The 15,612-nt window shown below is 71.1% G+C and carries 19 protein-coding genes and 1 riboswitch; of the genes, 1 reads left to right on the top strand and 18 read right to left on the bottom strand.

Going from position 1 to position 15,612, the window contains the following annotated elements:
• From thiS to ACTMTJ_RS01320, 6 genes are all read right to left on the bottom strand, one after another.
• Positions 1–201, bottom strand: a complete 201-nt coding sequence (gene thiS, locus ACTMTJ_RS01345) for a sulfur carrier protein ThiS (protein WP_441214139.1) — start codon at positions 199–201, stop codon at positions 1–3.
• Complete coding sequence (gene thiO, locus ACTMTJ_RS01340; protein WP_441214138.1) at positions 198–1,223, bottom strand: glycine oxidase ThiO; 1,026 nt, start codon at positions 1,221–1,223, stop codon at positions 198–200. The genes thiS and thiO overlap by 4 nt, the downstream gene beginning before the upstream one ends.
• The gene (gene thiE / locus ACTMTJ_RS01335; RefSeq protein WP_441214137.1) at positions 1,220–1,843 is read right to left on the bottom strand and encodes a thiamine phosphate synthase; all 624 of its coding nucleotides are present in this window, start codon (positions 1,841–1,843) and stop codon (positions 1,220–1,222) included. The genes thiO and thiE overlap by 4 nt, the downstream gene beginning before the upstream one ends.
• Positions 1,837–1,945: riboswitch (TPP riboswitch) on the bottom strand. Its footprint overlaps the gene before it by 7 nt.
• 408 nt (positions 1,946–2,353) lie before the next feature.
• Positions 2,354–4,063 carry a copper resistance CopC/CopD family protein gene (locus ACTMTJ_RS01330; RefSeq protein ID WP_441214136.1) on the bottom strand — a complete coding sequence of 570 codons (1,710 nt, stop codon included), beginning with the start codon at positions 4,061–4,063 and terminating at the stop codon, positions 2,354–2,356.
• Positions 4,064–4,095: 32 nt separating this feature from the next.
• Positions 4,096–5,736 carry an ABC-F family ATP-binding cassette domain-containing protein gene (locus ACTMTJ_RS01325; RefSeq protein WP_441214135.1) on the bottom strand — a complete coding sequence of 547 codons (1,641 nt, stop codon included), beginning with the start codon at positions 5,734–5,736 and terminating at the stop codon, positions 4,096–4,098.
• A gap of 32 nt (positions 5,737–5,768) precedes the next feature.
• Positions 5,769–6,368, bottom strand: a complete 600-nt coding sequence (locus ACTMTJ_RS01320; protein WP_441214134.1) for a class I SAM-dependent methyltransferase — start codon at positions 6,366–6,368, stop codon at positions 5,769–5,771.
• Positions 6,369–6,476: 108 nt separating this feature from the next.
• On the opposite strand from ACTMTJ_RS01320, the gene ACTMTJ_RS01315 reads away from it, so the two are divergent.
• Positions 6,477–7,277: a hypothetical protein gene (locus ACTMTJ_RS01315; protein ID WP_441214133.1), complete on the top strand. Its 801-nt coding sequence runs from the start codon at positions 6,477–6,479 to the stop codon at positions 7,275–7,277.
• Here the strand turns inward: ACTMTJ_RS01315 and truA are convergent.
• From truA to secY, 12 genes are all read right to left on the bottom strand, one after another.
• Entirely contained in the window at positions 7,266–8,075 is an 810-nt protein-coding gene (truA, locus tag ACTMTJ_RS01310) for a tRNA pseudouridine(38-40) synthase TruA (protein WP_441214132.1), read from the bottom strand. The genes ACTMTJ_RS01315 and truA overlap by 12 nt on opposite strands.
• Before the next feature lie 67 nt (positions 8,076–8,142).
• Complete coding sequence (gene rplQ / locus ACTMTJ_RS01305) at positions 8,143–8,703, bottom strand: 50S ribosomal protein L17 (protein ID WP_441214131.1); 561 nt, start codon at positions 8,701–8,703, stop codon at positions 8,143–8,145.
• Between the two features lie 32 nt (positions 8,704–8,735).
• Positions 8,736–9,758, bottom strand: a complete 1,023-nt coding sequence (locus ACTMTJ_RS01300; protein ID WP_173056640.1) for a DNA-directed RNA polymerase subunit alpha — start codon at positions 9,756–9,758, stop codon at positions 8,736–8,738.
• A 90-nt stretch (positions 9,759–9,848) separates the two neighbouring features.
• Complete coding sequence (gene rpsD, locus ACTMTJ_RS01295; RefSeq protein WP_441214130.1) at positions 9,849–10,475, bottom strand: 30S ribosomal protein S4; 627 nt, start codon at positions 10,473–10,475, stop codon at positions 9,849–9,851.
• A 16-nt stretch (positions 10,476–10,491) separates the two neighbouring features.
• Positions 10,492–10,899, bottom strand: a complete 408-nt coding sequence (gene rpsK, locus ACTMTJ_RS01290) for a 30S ribosomal protein S11 (RefSeq protein ID WP_030329919.1) — start codon at positions 10,897–10,899, stop codon at positions 10,492–10,494.
• An 18-nt stretch (positions 10,900–10,917) separates the two neighbouring features.
• Positions 10,918–11,298 carry a 30S ribosomal protein S13 gene (gene rpsM / locus ACTMTJ_RS01285; RefSeq protein ID WP_173056641.1) on the bottom strand — a complete coding sequence of 127 codons (381 nt, stop codon included), beginning with the start codon at positions 11,296–11,298 and terminating at the stop codon, positions 10,918–10,920.
• Positions 11,299–11,456: 158 nt separating this feature from the next.
• Positions 11,457–11,570 carry a 50S ribosomal protein L36 gene (gene rpmJ, locus ACTMTJ_RS01280; protein ID WP_043965539.1) on the bottom strand — a complete coding sequence of 38 codons (114 nt, stop codon included), beginning with the start codon at positions 11,568–11,570 and terminating at the stop codon, positions 11,457–11,459.
• 28 nt (positions 11,571–11,598) lie between these two features.
• Positions 11,599–11,820, bottom strand: a complete 222-nt coding sequence (gene infA, locus ACTMTJ_RS01275) for a translation initiation factor IF-1 (protein WP_007073013.1) — start codon at positions 11,818–11,820, stop codon at positions 11,599–11,601.
• Between the two features lie 185 nt (positions 11,821–12,005).
• Entirely contained in the window at positions 12,006–12,515 is a 510-nt protein-coding gene (locus ACTMTJ_RS01270) for a DUF1707 SHOCT-like domain-containing protein (RefSeq protein ID WP_441214129.1), read from the bottom strand.
• Between the two features lie 86 nt (positions 12,516–12,601).
• Positions 12,602–13,444 (bottom strand): type I methionyl aminopeptidase, encoded by an 843-nt coding sequence (gene map / locus ACTMTJ_RS01265; protein WP_441214128.1) that lies wholly within the window; start codon positions 13,442–13,444, stop codon positions 12,602–12,604.
• Between the two features lie 45 nt (positions 13,445–13,489).
• Entirely contained in the window at positions 13,490–14,143 is a 654-nt protein-coding gene (locus ACTMTJ_RS01260) for an adenylate kinase (RefSeq protein ID WP_308710657.1), read from the bottom strand.
• Positions 14,144–15,472, bottom strand: a complete 1,329-nt coding sequence (gene secY / locus ACTMTJ_RS01255; RefSeq protein WP_441214127.1) for a preprotein translocase subunit SecY — start codon at positions 15,470–15,472, stop codon at positions 14,144–14,146.
• Positions 15,473–15,612: the final 140 nt, after the last annotated feature.

Genomic DNA, 15,612 nt, shown 5'->3' with positions numbered 1-15,612 from the left:
CTAACCCCCCTGCGCCGCGGTCAGCACCTCGACCTGGTCACCGTCGCGCAGCGCCGTGCCCGGCCAGCCGGCGCGCGGCACCACCTCGCCGTTGACCGCGACCGCCACCCCGCGCGCGACCGACGTCACGACCCGTACGACGTCGGCGACGGTCGCGCCGTCGGGCACGGCCTGCGGGTTGCCGTTGACGACCACCTTCATGCGAACCTCCCAGGTGCGAACGGCCCCAAAATCGGATCCGGCACCCCGGTCTCCACCAGGTCGGCGACCAGGTCGGCGGTGAGCGGGGTGAGCACGATGCCATGGCGGTGGTGGCCGGTCGCCACGATCACGCCGTCGCCGAGCGGGCCGATCAGCGGCGCGTTGTCGGGCGTGCCGGGGCGGTGGCCGGCGATCGCCTCGGCCAGCTCGTACTCGTAGATCTCCGGCACCAGGTCGGCGGCGGCGCGCAGCAGCTCCACCACCCCGCCGGCGGTGACGTGCGCGTCAGCGCGCTCCTCGACGGTGGCCCCGACGACCACCTCGCCGTCCAGTCGCGGTACGAGATAGATGTGCCTACCGTCCGCGTACCCGCGAATGACGTGGGAGAAGCCCGGCGGTTGGTGGCCGGGCGCGCGGAGGCGGAGGATCTGGCCCTTGACCGGACGGACCGGAAGGCCGGTGAGCGCGGCCGAGCCGGTGCCGGCGGCGACGACGGTGACCCGCGCGGGCCCGGGCTCGCGGACGGTGGTCACGCCCGCGGCGGCCGCGGCCCGGCGCAGCGCCGGCACCAGCCGGCGCGGGTCGACCTGGTGATCGCCGGGCGCGTGCGCGCCGCCACGCACCCGCGGCGACAGGAGCGGCTCGCGGTCGCGCAGCTCCGTGGGGCGCAGCGGCGTGATCGGGAGTCCAAGACCCGCCTGGTACTCGCGCAGCCGCTCCGCCTCGGCCATGTCGTCTCCGGTCAGCGCGACGACGAGCGTGCCCTCGGCGCGGTAGCCGATCTCCTCGGTGCCCAGCTCGGCCGCGAACGCGGGCCACCGCTTCGCGGACTCGACGAGGAGGGCGGTGAGTGCGGCCTCGCCGAAGTACGCCTCGGCGACCGGCCCGAGCATGCCGGCCGACGCGTGCCACGCGCCCGGCCGCCCGTCGTCGACCACCTGCACCGCCATGCCACGCGCCGCGCACCGCCAGGCGATCGCCAGCCCGATGGGGCCGGCACCGACGACGGTGACGTCGTTCATTTCAGGGCGTCCCAGAGCGCCCTGGCGGCCTCGGCCGGATCCGGGGCCCGGGACAGCGCGCCGATCACGGCAACTCCGTGCGCGCCCGCCGCCCGCAGCTCGGGTATCCGCTCGGCCGTCACCCCCGCGATCGCGATCACGGGCACGTCCACCGCGCTGGCCACGGCGGCGACCCCGTCGACCCCGATCGGCGGGGGGAGGCCGTCTTTCGTGGTGGTCGCGTAGGCCGGCCCGACGCCCAGGTAGCTGGCCCCGGCGTCGACGGCCGCCTTGGCGGTCGCCGGCTCGCGCGCGGTCGCGCCGAGGATCGCCCGCGGCCCGAGCACCCGCCGCGCCGCCGCGACCGGCAGGTCGAGCGCGCCCACGTGCCCGCCGTCGGCACCCACCGCCAGGGCGATGTGCAGGCGGTCGTTGACCAGGCAGGTCGCCCCGGCTTCGGCACAGAGCGCCCTTACCCGCGCGGCCAGCTCGTAAGCGTCGCGGTCGGTCGCGTCGTCTTCCACCCGCACCTGCACGGCGAGCTGGTCGCCGGCGGTCTCGAGGGCGGCGGCCACCACAGCGAGCGGCTCACGCCCGGGGCGGGTGTCGGTGATGAGGTGAAGCCGGGGAAACGGCCGCATGCAGCACTCCTCCCTGCGCCGGCATTACCCGGATCAGGTTCGACGGTCGAGGGCTGCATGCCCTCCTCTCAGCCCGGTGCACCGGGCTCCCGTGGGTCACTCCTTCGGCGAGAGTACGACGCCGTTAACGCCGCCGTAAAGAGGACGGCGAGTGAGACGCGCGTTACGCCATGATGCCTGGGTGCCCCGCCGCGCCCGCGTACCGAGGTCGATGGGCTTCGTGCCGTTCAGGGCCAGCACCGCGATCGCCGAGGGCCGCCTCACCCGCGCGATGCTGCGCGGACCGGCGTGGCGACGGCTTCTCCCGGACGTGTTCGTCAGTGCCGAAACGCCGCTCGACCATCGCCTGTGGTGTGACGCGGTAGCCCTGCTGCTGCCCGAGGGCGCGGCCATCGCTGGTTTGAGCGCCGCCTATCTGTGGGGCGTCAACCTGCTGCCGCCCGATGCGCCGGTGGAGGTGGCGATGCCACCGGATCAGCGGATACGCACCCATCCGCGGTGTTCCAGTCGTCAGCTGGCGGGCACTTCCACCGTGGTGCGGACGGTCGCTTGGTTGAGGTCGTCCAGGCGGATGGTCAGGGTCAGGTCCCACTTGCCGGGGTAGGGGAAGGTGATCGCGCCGATGCCCTGGTTGCCGCGGAGCGAGACCACGGCGTTGGGGATCGGCGGGATGCCTTTGTCCGGGAGGGCGGTCGTCACCTTCCACTCGGCGACCTCGACCGGCTTGCCCGCGGGCGTGTAGACGAACGCGTGCAGCGTGTTGTTTTCACCGATCTGCACGGGAAAGATCTCGAACTGCACCGAGTAGATCGGGCTGTTGAGCGTCGTGGAAAAGCCGACGGCCTCGGCGGCGGCCTGTGCCTCGATGTCGGCCGAGCGGCCCGGCGTGGTCTGCACGAGCATCGAGCTCGCCGCCAGCACGACCGCCGCCAGCCCCAACTCGGCCGCGACAAGGCGGCCCAGGCGGGCCGGCGAGCGGCGCATCACCAGCCGGCGGGAGAAGAACGCGACCGACAGCACCGCGCCCAGCAGGCCGGCCTTGAGCAGGATGAGCTGGCCGTAGCGGGTGTCGAAGAGCGCGCCCAGCCCGCCGATCTCGATGACCGCCTGCACGACGCCGCCGAGTACGAGCCAGCACACCGCGACGGCCGCCCAGCGTGACCAGACGGGCAGGATCACGCCGAGCACGCGCTGGTCGGCCCAGCCCTTGCGCAGCACGAAGCCGACCAGCGTGACGAGGCCGCCCAGCCACACCGCCATGCTGGCCAGGTGCACGGTGTCCGCGACCGCCGACACGGGTGGCAGCGGGGATGCCGCCGCGTGCCCTGCGAGCGGCCAGGTGAGCAGCCCGAGCGCGCCGAGCAGTGCCAGCGGAAACGGTGACCGCCGCACCCTGGCCGGGGCTTGCGTCGCGCTCTGCACGGGCGGACCGCCGGCGCCGACGAGCGTGCGGGCGCGCACCGTCACCGGGAACGGCGCGCGCACCGGCGAGTGGACACGCAGCAGCGCCACCACCGCGACGAGCACGGCAAGCCGCACCGCGGTCCAGAGGCCGAACGAGCTCAGCGCCACGTCGCGCAGCTCGCCCAGCGACACGTCGAACGGGCCGGCGCCCGAGGTGTACGGCGCCTGGAGCCAGAACGTGCCCACCGTGCTCACGCCCACGAGCCCCAGCCCGGCCAGCACGAGCCGCATGGGGCGGCGGGTGGGGGTGCGGCGCGGCCACAGCACCGCCAGGAAGAGCAGCGGCCCGACGGCGAGCGTGAGCCCGACGTAGCCGGCGTACTTGGTGATCGCCAGCAGCACGCCCACCGACGGGTCGTCCTCCAGCGCGGACGGCGCGGTCTGCGAAGGTGCGCCGACGGAGAACATGAAGCCGCCCGAGAGCGGGTGCCCGTCGGCGGAGATGATGCGGTAGCTGACCAGGTAGGTGCCGAGCGGGCGGTCGGCGACCCGCACGTCCAGCGTGAGTGTGCCGCCCGACGCGACCGGGTCGCCGGTGTTGATCCGCTTGCCGTCCGGTGCGATGACCTGCGTCCGGCCGGGGATCACGCCGACCGGCTCGTTGAACGTGAGCGTGACCTTGGTCGGTGACGAGCCGATCACCGAGCCCTGCTCGGGCGTGGTCGACACGAGGGCGGCGTGCGCGCTGGCCGGGGCGGCCGGCACGAGAAGGGCCAGGCACAGCCCAGCCAGCAGCGCCGCCGCCCAGCGTCTCATGCAGTGTGGTTCGGATTTGGCCGCCGGATGGTTCAATCCCAGACCGGCTCGGGCGTCTCCTTGACCTCACCGTCGTCACCGAAGACCACAAACCGGTCGAACGACCGCGTGAACCACCTGTCGTGCGTCACCGCCACCACCGTGCCCGCGAAGGCGGCGAGCCCTTCTTCGAGGGCCTCCGCCGAAGCCAGGTCGAGGTTGTCCGTGGGCTCGTCGAGCAGCAGCAGCGTCGCTCCCGACAGCTCCAGCAGCAGTACCAGGAAGCGTGCCTGCTGCCCGCCGGAGAGCGTGCCGAACCGCTGGTCGCCCTGCCCGGCCAGGTCGTACCGGTTGAGCGCCTTCATGGCCGCGTGGCGGTCCATCCCGTCGCGGTGGTCGTCGCCGCGCCACAGGATCTCGACGGGCGTCTTCTCCTGAAGCTCCGGACGGTCGTGCGTCTGCGAGAAGTGTCCCGGCCGCACCCGCGCGCCGAGCCGAGCGGTGCCCGAGTGGTCGACGGCGGCGTGCAGCGCACCGTCCACCGAGGACGGCTTGCCGTCGGAGCCGCCACGCGCCAGGAGCCGCAGGAAGTGTGACTTGCCGGTGCCGTTGGCGCCGAGCACGGCGACCCGGTCGCCGTACCAGATCTCCAGGTCGAAGGGGTAGGTGAGGCCGTCGAGCTCCAGCTGCTCGCACATCACGGCGCGCTTGCCGGTGCGCCCGCCGCTGAGCCGGATGCGGATGTCCTGGTCGCGCGGTGGCAGCGGCGGCGGCCCGGCCTCCTCGAACTTGCGCAGCCGGGTCTGCGCGGCCTGGTAGCGCGAGGCCATGCCGTCGTTGTACGCGGCCTTCTGCTTGTACATCAGCATCAGCTCGCGCAGCTTCTGGTGCTCCTCGTCCCAGCGCCGGCGCTGCTCCTCCAGCCGGTCGTGCCGGGCCGCCCGCGCCTCGTGCCAGGAGGCGAAGCTGCCCGGGTGCACCCACGCGCTGCCGCCCTCGACCGCGACGACCCGGTCGGCGGTGTTGGCCAGCAGCTCGCGGTCGTGCGACACGTACAGCACCGACTTGGCCGACTCGCGCAGCCGCTCCTCCAGCCACCGCTTGCCGGGCACGTCGAGGAAGTTGTCGGGCTCGTCGAGCAGCAGCACCTCGTCGGTGCCGCGCAGCAGCAGCTCCAGGGCGAAGCGCTTTTGCTGCCCGCCGGAGAGCGTGCGCACCGGGCGGTCGCGGACCTCGTCCCAGGGCTTGTCGAGCACCAGGGTGGCCACAGTGTCGAAGAGCACCTCGGCGTCGTACCCACCGGCCTCACCCCAGGCGGCCAGGGCGTTCGCGTACGCGATCTGCTTGCGCTCGGTGGGGTCGGCGTGGACCGCGGCCTCGGCGGCGGCCAGCCGCTCGCCCGCGGCACGCAGCGGCGGCGGGGCGAGCGAGAGAGCGAGGTCATGCAGGGCGGTCTGGTCGCCGATCATGCCGATGAACTGCCGCATCACGCCGAGCCCGCCGGCCCGCGCGACCGCGCCACTGGTAACGGGCAGGTCGCCGGCCACCATCCGCAGGAGCGTGGTCTTGCCGGCGCCGTTGGGGCCGACCAGCGCCACCTTCGCGCCCTCACCGACCCGAAACGAGACGTCGTGAAACAGCTCCCGGCCGTCCGGGAGTGTGTGCCCGACTCCGGCGACGTCTACGTAACCCACGCGGGCATCTTCCCTGATCGGTGGCCCGCCGGTCACCCGACTTTCAGGACGCGGTATCCCTTCTGGCTGGCGTGCCGGGCGACCCGGTGGCCGCGCTCTTCCAGCCACTTCTGGAGCGAGTCGCCGCCCAGGTGTCGGGCGACCACGAGCCACGCCACGCCGTCCGGCGCCCGGCGGGGCAGCCACCGGTCGAGCATCGCGTGCAGCTCGGGCTTGCCGATCCGGATGGGTGGGTTGGACCAGATCTCCGCGAACCGGACGTCCTCCGGCACCTCGTCGGGCGCGGCGACCCGCAGGTTGGCGGCGCCGAGCCGGGTCGCGTTTTCGGCGGCGAGCGCGCGGGCCCGTTCGTTGACGTCGACGGCGTACACGGTGGCGCTGGGCGCGGACGTCGCGAGCACGCAGGCGATGGGGCCGTAGCCGCAGCCGAGGTCGAGGAGCGGACCGGTGGCGCCTGCGCCGGGCAGCGCGGCCTTTCGCAGCAGGACGGCCGTGCCCGGGTCGAGGCGGTCGGCGGAGAACACACCGCCGGCGGCGACCAGCGCATACTCCCGGCCGCCGGCGGTGAACTCGACGTCGCGGCGGCGCACGCCCACGCTGGGTTGCGCGCTGAAGTAGTGCTCTTCGGTCACGCCGAGCATTCTCACACGTGGGTTTGCGTGTCCTGAAAGTTCCCTCTTCCGGGGATGTGTCCTGCTATTGCCATATCTGGCGAAACATGTTCTATTAACCTGTCCGGCATGGTTCACGGGCATCGGGGTGGATTCGCCGGTCGACACGCGCACACCGGCCCCCGCCACGCCCGTCCCAGCTCGATCTCGGAGCTGCTCGCCCGCCCGCAAAAGCACACGTGGCAGGCGTTCACCACCGCGCTCACGGTCTTCGCGATGCTCGGGGTGTGCGGGCTGAGCTCGTTCTTCATCGTGGCCGACGAGCGGCAGGGCCGGGACGCCCAGGCGTCCGGGGCGGCGCCGCCGGTCACCGTGTTTCGCGACATCAGCTCCCGGGCGGCCGACCCGGCACCGCTCACGCCCGCCGAGGTCTTCCCCGGCGGTGAGGTGGTGGTCGACCCGGCGCGGCCGTCGTACCGGGTGCTCAAGACCCGCGTGGAACGCCGCTGCGCCGCGGCCGCGAGCGGCGAGATCGGCGAGTTGCTCACCGACCTGGGGTGCGATCAGGTGGTACGCGGGACGCTGCGCGCGCCCGCCGGCGGATACCTGGTGACCGCCGGCATCTTCAACCTGGACGACGTCGAGGGCGCCAACTGGGCGCGCCTGAAAATCAAGTCGATGGTCGACGGCGGCCGCGGCCGCTTCCAGGGCATGGTGGCCGGCCGGGGCACCGAGGCGATCGCGCTCTCGTCGGCCCACGTCGGGTGGCACGTCCGCGGCCACTACCTGGTCTACTGCGTGGCCGCACGGGTCGACGGCCGGCCGATCCCGGCGGGCGACGCCCAGGCCGGGCAGATCCTCGCCGACATGCTGGAGCTGTACCTGCGCGGGACGGTGCTGGAAAGGCGGGCCGTCCAGTCAGCCTCGTAGCCGCCGGGTCAGCTCGGCGCGGCTAGCGTACTCCTCCGGATCTTCCGGATAGCCCACGGCGACGAGGGTCAGCCCGTGCGCCGGCGCGACGGTCACCTCGCTGGAACGCTCGCGGCGGCTGAGCAGGCCGGCCGGCCAGTCGGCGGGGCGGCGGCCGTCTCCGGCGACGAGCATCGCCCCGACCAGGCTGCGCACCATCGCCTGGCAGAACGCGTCCGCCTGCACCGTCGCCACCACCGTGCCGTCCGGGTCGCGGCGCCAGTCGAGGCGGGTGATCGCGCGGATCGTGGTGGCGTGCTCCTTGTGCTTGCAGTACGCCGCGAAGTCGTGCTCGCCCAGGAAGCCCTTCGCGGCGGCGTTGAGCGTGTCCACGTCGAGCGGGCGGGGCCAGGCGAGGGTGTCGTGGCGGCGCAGCGGCTCAGCGCCGTACGGCGCGTCGGTGACCCGGTACTCGTACCGCCGGAAGGTCGCCGAGAAGCGGGCGTCGAAGTCGGCCGGCACCTGGCGGGCCGCCCGCACCCGCGCGTCGGGCGGCATCAGCGCGGCCAGCCGCCGCACCAGCGTCGACGCCAGCCGGGTCCACTCCTCGTCGGGCAGGTCGACGTGGCACACCTGTCCCGTCGCGTGTACGCCCGCGTCGGTGCGCCCCGCGACCGTGAGGCCGGTGGCCGCCTGCGGGCCGAGCAGCCGCTCCAACGCCTCGGTGAGGACCCCGGCCACGGTGCGGCGCTCCGGCTGGGCGGCCCAGCCGGAGAAGCTCGTGCCGTCGTACGACACGTCCAGCCGTACCCGGGTCATCCGTCCTCCTACGCATCAGGGCGTCCCTCACCTGGTGAGGGACGCCCTGATCAACGTGCTTTCGCGGTCAGTCCTTGACCTCGTCCTTGGCGCCCGGCGCGTCCGCGTCGGAGGCCTCGGCCGTGGTGTCGGTCTCCTCGTCCACCTTGGACGACGGGACCTGCTCGTCGTCGTCCGGTGCGAGCGCCTCGACCTTGTCCCGCTGTGCCGTGGCCTTGCGGGCGGTCTTCTTCGCGGCCTTGGCGGCCTTGGCCGGCGGCTCGGCGACCACCAGCTCCTCGACCAGCTCGATGATCGCCATCGGCGCGTTGTCACCCTTGCGCGGACCGGTCTTCACGATCCGGGTGTAACCGCCGGGGCGGTTGGCGTACCGCGGGGCGATGCTGTCGAACAGCTCGAAGACCACGTCCTTGTCCTTGACCACGGTCAGCACGCGGCGCCGCGAGTGCAGGTCACCGCGCTTGGCCTTGGTGATCAGCTGCTCGGCGAGCGGCCGCAGCCGCCGCGCCTTGGTCTCGGTGGTGGTGATCTTCTTGTGCCGGAACAGCGAGGTGGCCAGGTTGGCCAGCATCAGCCGCTCGTGGGCGGGGCTGCCGCCGAGGCGGGCGCCCTTCGTGGGCGTGGGCATCGTCAGGTGCTCCTCGTTGTGGCGGCAGCCGGTTACAGCTGCTCGGTCTCGCGGTAGTCGTCGGAGTCGTAGTCAACCTCGCCGAAGGAGTCCACGACGTGCGCCGGGTCGAAGTTGGGAGCCGAGTCCTTCAGCCCCAGACCCATCCCGGCGAGCTTCATCTTGACCTCGTCGATGGACTTCTGACCGAAGTTCCTTATATCGAGAAGGTCTGCCTCCGTGCGGCCGATCAGCTCGCCGACGGTGTTGATGCCCTCGCGCTTGAGGCAGTTGTACGACCGGACGGTCAGGTCGAGCTCCTCGATCGGCAGCGCCAGGTCGGCAGCGAGCTGCGCGTCCTGCGGCGACGGGCCGATGTCGATGCCCTCGGCGGTCTCGTCCAGCTCGCGGGCCAGGCCGAACAGCTCGACCAGGGTGGAGCCGGCGGAGGCCAGCGCGGTGCGCGGGCCGATCGAGGCCTTGGTCTCGACGTCGATGATCAGCCGGTCGAAGTCGGTGCGCTGCTCGACACGGGTCGCCTCGACGCGGTAGGTCACCTTGAGCACCGGCGAGTAGATCGAGTCGACCGGGATACGGCCGATCTCGGCACCGGCCTGCTTGTTTTGCGCGGCGGTGACGTAGCCGCGACCCCGCTCGACGGTCAGCTCCATGTCGAGCCGGCCCTTGCCGTTGAGGGTGGCGAGCTTGAGGTCGGCGTTGTGCACGGACACGCCGGCCGGGGGCTGGATGTCACCGGCGGTGACGTCGCCCGGGCCCTGCTTGCGCAGGTACATGCTGACCGGCTCGTCATGCTCGGAGCTGACGCACAGCTCCTTGACGTTCATGACCAGCTCGACCACGTCTTCCTTGACACCGGGGATCGTGGTGAACTCGTGCAGCACGCCGTCGACCTTGATCGACGTCACGGCCGCGCCCGGGATGGACGACAGCAGCGTGCGGCGCAGGGAGTTGCCGAGCGTGTAGCCGAAGCCGGGCTCGAGCGGCTCGATGGTGAACCGCGAACGGGTCTCGCTGATCGACTCCTCGGAGAGAGTCGGCCGCTGAGTGATGAGCACTTGCGTTTTCTCCTTGTGTCGGGGCGCCCGCTATTTGACGCCGCCCACTGGGCGGCCGGCGCGCCACGAGGACGCGCCGGCCACGAGCTCTTACTTGGAGTAGAGCTCGACGATCAGCTGCTCCTGGACCTGGGTGTCGATGACCTGCCGGGCCGGGAGGGTGTGCACGAGGATCTTCATCTGGCTGGGGATCGCCTCCAGCCAGGCCGGCACCGTCTTCGAGCCGGCCTCGGCCTGCGCGACGATGAACGGCGTCATCTCCTTGGACTTCGGACGCACGTCGATGATGTCGTGCTCCTTGACCCGGTAGGAGGGGATGTCGACCTTCTTGCCGTTGACCAGGAAGTGGCCGTGCTTGACGAGCTGGCGGGCCATGTCGCGGGACTTGGCGTAGCCGGCCCGGTAGACCACGTTGTCGAGCCGCGACTCCAGGATCTGGAGCAGCACCTCACCGGTCTTGCCCGGCTTGTGCACGGCCTCGTCGTAGTAGCCACGGAACTGCTTCTCCAGCACGCCGTAGACGCGGCGGGCCTTCTGCTTTTCGCGGAGCTGGAGCAGGTACTCCCCCTCCTTGGTGCGGCCGCGGCCGTGCTGCCCGGGCGGGAACGGCCGGGACTCGAACGGGCACTTCGGACCGTCGCACTTGCTGCCCTTGAGGAACAGCTTCATCTTCTCCCGCCGGCAACGGCGGCAGTCAGCACCGGTGTAACGAGCCATCTCTCTTCGATCTCCCTCAGACCCGGCGACGCTTCGGCGGACGGCATCCGTTGTGCGGCTGCGGCGTGACGTCGGCGATCTGGCCGACCTCGAGGCCGACGGCCTGAAGCGAACGGATGGCGGTCTCCCGGCCGGAGCCCGGGCCCTTCACGAACACATCGACCTTGCGCATGCCGTGCTCCATGGCACGGCGGGCGGCCGCCTCGGCGGCCAGCTGCGCGGCGAACGGGGTCGACTTGCGGGAGCCCTTGAAGCCCACCTGACCGGCGGACGCCCAGGAGATCACCGCACCGGTCGGGTCCGTGATCGAGACGATGGTGTTGTTGAAGGTGCTCTTGATGTGCGCCTGCCCGTGGGCGACGTTCTTGCGTTCCTTGCGCCGGACCTTCTTGACGGCGGCCCCGGCGCGAGCCTTCGGTGGCATATGTGTGTGCGCTCCTAGTTACTTCTTGCCGGGCTTCTTCTTGCCGGCGACGGTCCGCTTCGGACCCTTGCGGGTGCGTGCGTTGGTGCGGGTCCGCTGCCCACGGACCGGAAGGCCGCGGCGGTGGCGGATGCCGGCGTAGCAGCCGATCTCGACCTTGCGGCGGATGTCTGCGGCAACCTCGCGGCGCAGGTCACCTTCGACCTTGAAATTGGCCTCGATGTAGTCACGGAGCTGAACGAGCTCTTCGTCCGTGAGGTCCTTGGCGCGCTTGTCGGGGCTGATGCCGGTCGCGGACAGCGCCTCGATGGCGCGGGTCCGACCGACCCCGAAGATGTAGGTGAGCGCGATCTCCATCCGCTTTTCGCGGGGGAGGTCGACGCCGACTAGACGAGCCATGTGCGGGCGTACTCCTCGTGGTGTGTTCGCGGAGGTCTGTGCCCGCCCCACCCCGCCTGCCCGGGCGGGCCCCGGCCTCCGACCGGGGGTCAGCCACGAATCGCGCCGATGATCGGCGATTTCCGCGGCTGGGACGAGCGTCTTCTGTTGGAGTGGCGTCAGCCTTGGCGCTGCTTGTGGCGCGGGTCACTGCAAATGACCATGACCCGGCCGTGCCGGCGGATGACCCGGCACTTGTTGCAGATCCTCTTGACGCTCGGCTTGACCTTCACGGTTGGCCTTTACCTCGATCGGCGACGGTCACTTGTAGCGGTAGACGATGCGCCCGCGGGTGAGGTCGTACGGCGAGAGCTCGACGACGACCCTGTCCTCGGGCAGGATGCGGATGTAGTGCTGCCGCATCTTGCCACTGATGTGGGCCAACACCTTGTGGCCGTTGGCGAGCTCCACCCGAAACATCGCATTCGGGAGTGGCTCGATGACCCGGCCCTCGATCTCGATGGCCCCGTCCTTCTTGGGCATGTCCTCCGCTGTCCTGACGTCGGGTTCTTCGGACAGGCTCGCACCGTCTTACACGAGTGAGGGATCACCCGCGCCAGCCGCGGCTCCGGGCTCCCACAGAAGCGCGTGGTGGGCATGCCGGAGTGGACGCTGCGCGCCAGCTAGTCAGTGTACGCCGGCTCATGTATTGACGGCAAACCGAGCGGTCAGCGCTCCCGGCGGCGCCGTCGCTCCTGCTTGCGGGCCTGTTTGTCGGCCCAGCGCTGCGGCTCGCCCCGGCTCAGCCCGCCGATGGTGGCGACCACGAGCACGGCGCCCCACGGACCGGCCACCCAGATCGGCCAGAAGTACACAAGCTCGGCGTTGGAGATGCTCACCAGGAGCCAGATCACGACGTTGATGCCGACGGCGGCCGCCCAGGTGCCCCAGAGCGCGGCGAGCCAGCGGGGCACGGTGCCGGGCGGTGCGGCGGGGACGGGCGTGGGCATCGCGGGAGCTGACGCTGGTGCGAGCTGCGAGCGGCTCACCGGCGCGACACCCGGCAGGTCGGTGAGGAGGCGGTCGAGATCGGCGTAGGTCTTCGCCCGGTAGGCCTCGACCACCCGCTCGTCGAACTCGTGGAGCTCCAGCCGCCCCTCGTTGAGCGCGGTGCGCAGCCGCTCCACGACAGCCTCCCGGTCGGAGTCGGCGGCGCGCATCCGGTCCCGCTGGTCCATGGATACGAGGATCGCACTCTCCACCACGTCGCGGCTACGCCGTCTCGGCGACCCCGAGACCCGAAACGGTCCCGGGCCGCCGGCCGCTACGCGGGGGCGGGCTCGCGGGCGGTCACGAGCTCGCCGAGGCGCTCGCGGCCGCCGTCTGGTGCCGTGAGCACCCACACGCCGTCGTCCAGCAGCGCCATCGAGTGCTCCACGTGGACGGCGACCGAGCCGTCGCGGGTCACCACGGTCCAGCCGTCGTCGAGCTCCTCCGTCTTGGGCGAGCCGATCGTGATCATCGGCTCGATCGCGAGCGCCAGGCCCGGCACCAGCCGTGGCCCGCGGCCCGGACGGCCGTGGTTGAGCACGTGCGGGTCCTGGTGCATCTCGGTGCCGATGCCGTGGCCGCCGTAGCCGTCGACGATGCCGTACCGCCCGCCGGACCGCCGGACCGCGACCTCGATGGCGAACGAGATGTCGGTGAGCCGTCCGCGCCCGGAGGCGGCGCCCCGCGCGGCGGCGGCGATGCCGGCCCACATCGCGTCTTCGGCGACCTCGGCCATGCGGATCAGCGCCGGGTCGACCTCGCCGACCGGCACGGTGATCGCCGCGTCGCCGTGCCACCCGTCGAGGACCGCGCCGCAGTCGATCGAGATCAGGTCGCCTTCGCGCAGCACCTGCTTGGGCGACGGGATGGCGTGCACGACCTGCTCGTTGACCGAGGAGCAGATCGACGCCGGGTATCCGTGGTAGCCCTTGAACGACGGCACCGCGCCCGCGTCTCGGATCACCGACTCGGCCAGCGCGTCGAGGTCCGCGGTGGAGACCCCGGGCGCGACCGCCTCCCGCATCCGGGCGAGCGCGGCGGCCACGACGAGGCCGGCCGCCCGCATCTTCTCGATCTGCGCGGGGGTCTTGAGTTGGATCAGTTGGTGGCGCGGCATCCTTCGAGGCTAACTGTCCATCCGGCAGCGGTCCGCCGGGGCCGCTCAGCCGCCGTAGGAGCGAAGCGCGTCGATCGCGCGGACGGTCACGTCTTCGACCGGGCCGGTGGCGTCGATGCCGACCAGCTTGTTTTGCGCGCCGTAGTAGTCGACCAGCGGTGCGGTCTTCTCCGCGTACTCCTCGAGACGCTTGGCGATCGTCTCGGCCTTGTCGTCGTCGCGCTGGAACAGCTGCCCGCCGCAGCGGTCGCAGACGCCCTCGCGGGAGGTCGGGTCGAACTCGACGTGCCAGATCTTGCCGCAGCCGCGGCAGGTGCGCCGGCCGGAGAGCCGCCGGATCACCTCGTCGTCGTCGACCACGAGCTCCATGACGAGGTCGAGCGCCGTGCCCAGGTCGGCCAGCAGCTTGTCGAGCGCGTTGGCCTGCGGCACCGTGCGCGGGAAGCCGTCGAGCAGGAAGCCGTCGGCCGCGTCGGGCTCGGCCAGCCGCTCGCGCACCATGTTGATGGTCACCTCGTCGGGCACGAGCTGACCCGCGTCCATGTACCGCCGGGCCTCCACTCCCAGGGGCGTGCCCTGGGAGACGTTGGCCCGGAAGATGTCCCCCGTCGAAATCTTGGGCACGGCCAGGTGGGCGGCGATGAACTCGGCCTGGGTCCCCTTACCCGCCCCTGGAGGACCGACCAGTACGAGGCGCATCTACCGCAGGAACCCTTCGTAGTTCCGCTGCATCAGCTGGCTCTCGATCTGCTTCACGGTCTCCAGGCCGACGCCGACCATGATGAGCACGGCGGTGCCACCGAACGGGAAGTTAACGTAAGCGCTGCTGTCCAGCCAGATGAAGAAGAAGTTCGGCAGGACCGAGATCAGGCCCAGGTACATGGCGCCGGGAAGGGTGATCCGGCTGAGGATGAAGTCCAGGTACTCGGCGGTGGGCTTGCCCGGGCGGATACCGGGGACGAAGCCGCCGTACTTCTTCATGTTCTCCGCGACCTCGGTCGGGTTGAACGTGATCGACACGTAGAAGTACGTGAAGAAGATGATCAGGAAGAAGTAGACGACGATGTACACCCAGTCGGCCGGGTTGGCCAGGTGGTTTTGCACCCACGCCTCGAACGAGTTGAGGTCGTTGGGGTCGCCGAACTGGAGCGCCAGCTGCGGCAGGTAGAGCAGCGACGAGGCGAAGATGACCGGGATGACACCCGCCTGGTTGACCTTGAGCGGGATGTACGTCGACGTCCCGCCGTACATACGGCGGCCGATCATGCGCTTGGCGTACTGCACCGGGATGCGGCGCTGTGCCTGCTCGATGAAGACGACCGCGGTGATGACCACCGCCACCAGCGCGATGACGAGGAAGAACTTGCCCCAGCCCTGGCTCTCCTTGATCTGCCAGCCCTCGGAGGGGAGCCGGGCGGCGATCGAAGTGAAGATCAGGACGGACATGCCGTTGCCGACGCCGCGGTCGGTGATCAGCTCGCCGAGCCACATCACCACGCCGGTGCCGGCGGTCATCGTGACCACGAGCGCGACCAGGGTGATCCACATGGGCAGCCCCGTGCCCTCGGGGATCAGCGGCCACTGGTCGCACTGGTTGTTGAACAGCTGTCCGGATCGGGCCAGCGCCACGAACGCCGACGCCTGGAGCACCGCCAGACCGAGGGTCAGGTAGCGGGTGTACTGCGTGATCTTCGCCTGGCCGGCCTGACCCTCCTTGCGCAGCTGCTCGAGCCGTGGGATGACCACGGTGAGCAGCTGGAGGATGATCGACGCCGTGATGTACGGCATGATGCCGAGGGCGAAGACGGACAGCGAGAGCAGCGCGCCGCCGGAGAAGAGGTTGAGCAGCGTGAAGACGCCGGGCGTGCCCTCTTCCATCGCCTCGATACACCGCTGGGCGTTGCCATACGACACGCCGGGGCTGGGCAGTGTCGCGCCCAGCCGGTAGATCGCCACGATAAATATCGTGAACAGCAGCTTCTTGCGCAGATCAGGCGTGCGGAACGCACTGAGAAACGCGGAGAGCAACGTCTTCCTCCTGCGCGAGGCGGCCGCCGGATCGTGGCGGACGGGTCGGGCGTCGGGCGGTCACCCGACATCCATACTGGCAACGGACTCTAACAGTACGGTGTGAGTTCGGGCAGATGCGCCCGGGGACATACACGCTT

The sequence above is a fragment of the Phytohabitans sp. LJ34 genome (assembly GCF_052068095.1).
Taxonomy (GTDB): Bacteria; Actinomycetota; Actinomycetes; order Mycobacteriales; family Micromonosporaceae; genus Phytohabitans.
This window is presented reverse-complemented; position numbering and strand designations above follow the sequence as displayed.

Bases quoted from the DNA above. Each gene is read 5' to 3' on its own strand.
- ACTMTJ_RS01260 (WP_308710657.1), bottom strand. From the start codon at position 14,143: ATGCGCCTCGTACTGGTCGGTCCTCCAGGGGCGGGTAAGGGGACCCAG.
- infA (WP_007073013.1), bottom strand. From the start codon at position 11,820: ATGCCCAAGAAGGACGGGGCCATCGAGATCGAGGGCCGGGTCATCGAG.
- rpsM (WP_173056641.1), bottom strand. From the start codon at position 11,298: ATGGCTCGTCTAGTCGGCGTCGACCTCCCCCGCGAAAAGCGGATGGAG.
- thiS (WP_441214139.1), bottom strand. From the start codon at position 201: ATGAAGGTGGTCGTCAACGGCAACCCGCAGGCCGTGCCCGACGGCGCG.
- rpsK (WP_030329919.1), bottom strand. From the start codon at position 10,899: ATGCCACCGAAGGCTCGCGCCGGGGCCGCCGTCAAGAAGGTCCGGCGC.
- thiE (WP_441214137.1), bottom strand. From the start codon at position 1,843: ATGCGGCCGTTTCCCCGGCTTCACCTCATCACCGACACCCGCCCCGGG.
- rplQ (WP_441214131.1), bottom strand. From the start codon at position 8,703: ATGCCCACGCCCACGAAGGGCGCCCGCCTCGGCGGCAGCCCCGCCCAC.
- truA (WP_441214132.1), bottom strand. From the start codon at position 8,075: ATGACCCGGGTACGGCTGGACGTGTCGTACGACGGCACGAGCTTCTCC.
- ACTMTJ_RS01270 (WP_441214129.1), bottom strand. From the start codon at position 12,515: ATGGACCAGCGGGACCGGATGCGCGCCGCCGACTCCGACCGGGAGGCT.
- ACTMTJ_RS01315 (WP_441214133.1), top strand. From the start codon at position 6,477: ATGGTTCACGGGCATCGGGGTGGATTCGCCGGTCGACACGCGCACACC.
- thiO (WP_441214138.1), bottom strand. From the start codon at position 1,223: ATGAACGACGTCACCGTCGTCGGTGCCGGCCCCATCGGGCTGGCGATC.
- rpsD (WP_441214130.1), bottom strand. From the start codon at position 10,475: ATGGCTCGTTACACCGGTGCTGACTGCCGCCGTTGCCGGCGGGAGAAG.
- map (WP_441214128.1), bottom strand. From the start codon at position 13,444: ATGCCGCGCCACCAACTGATCCAACTCAAGACCCCCGCGCAGATCGAG.
- ACTMTJ_RS01330 (WP_441214136.1), bottom strand. From the start codon at position 4,063: ATGAGACGCTGGGCGGCGGCGCTGCTGGCTGGGCTGTGCCTGGCCCTT.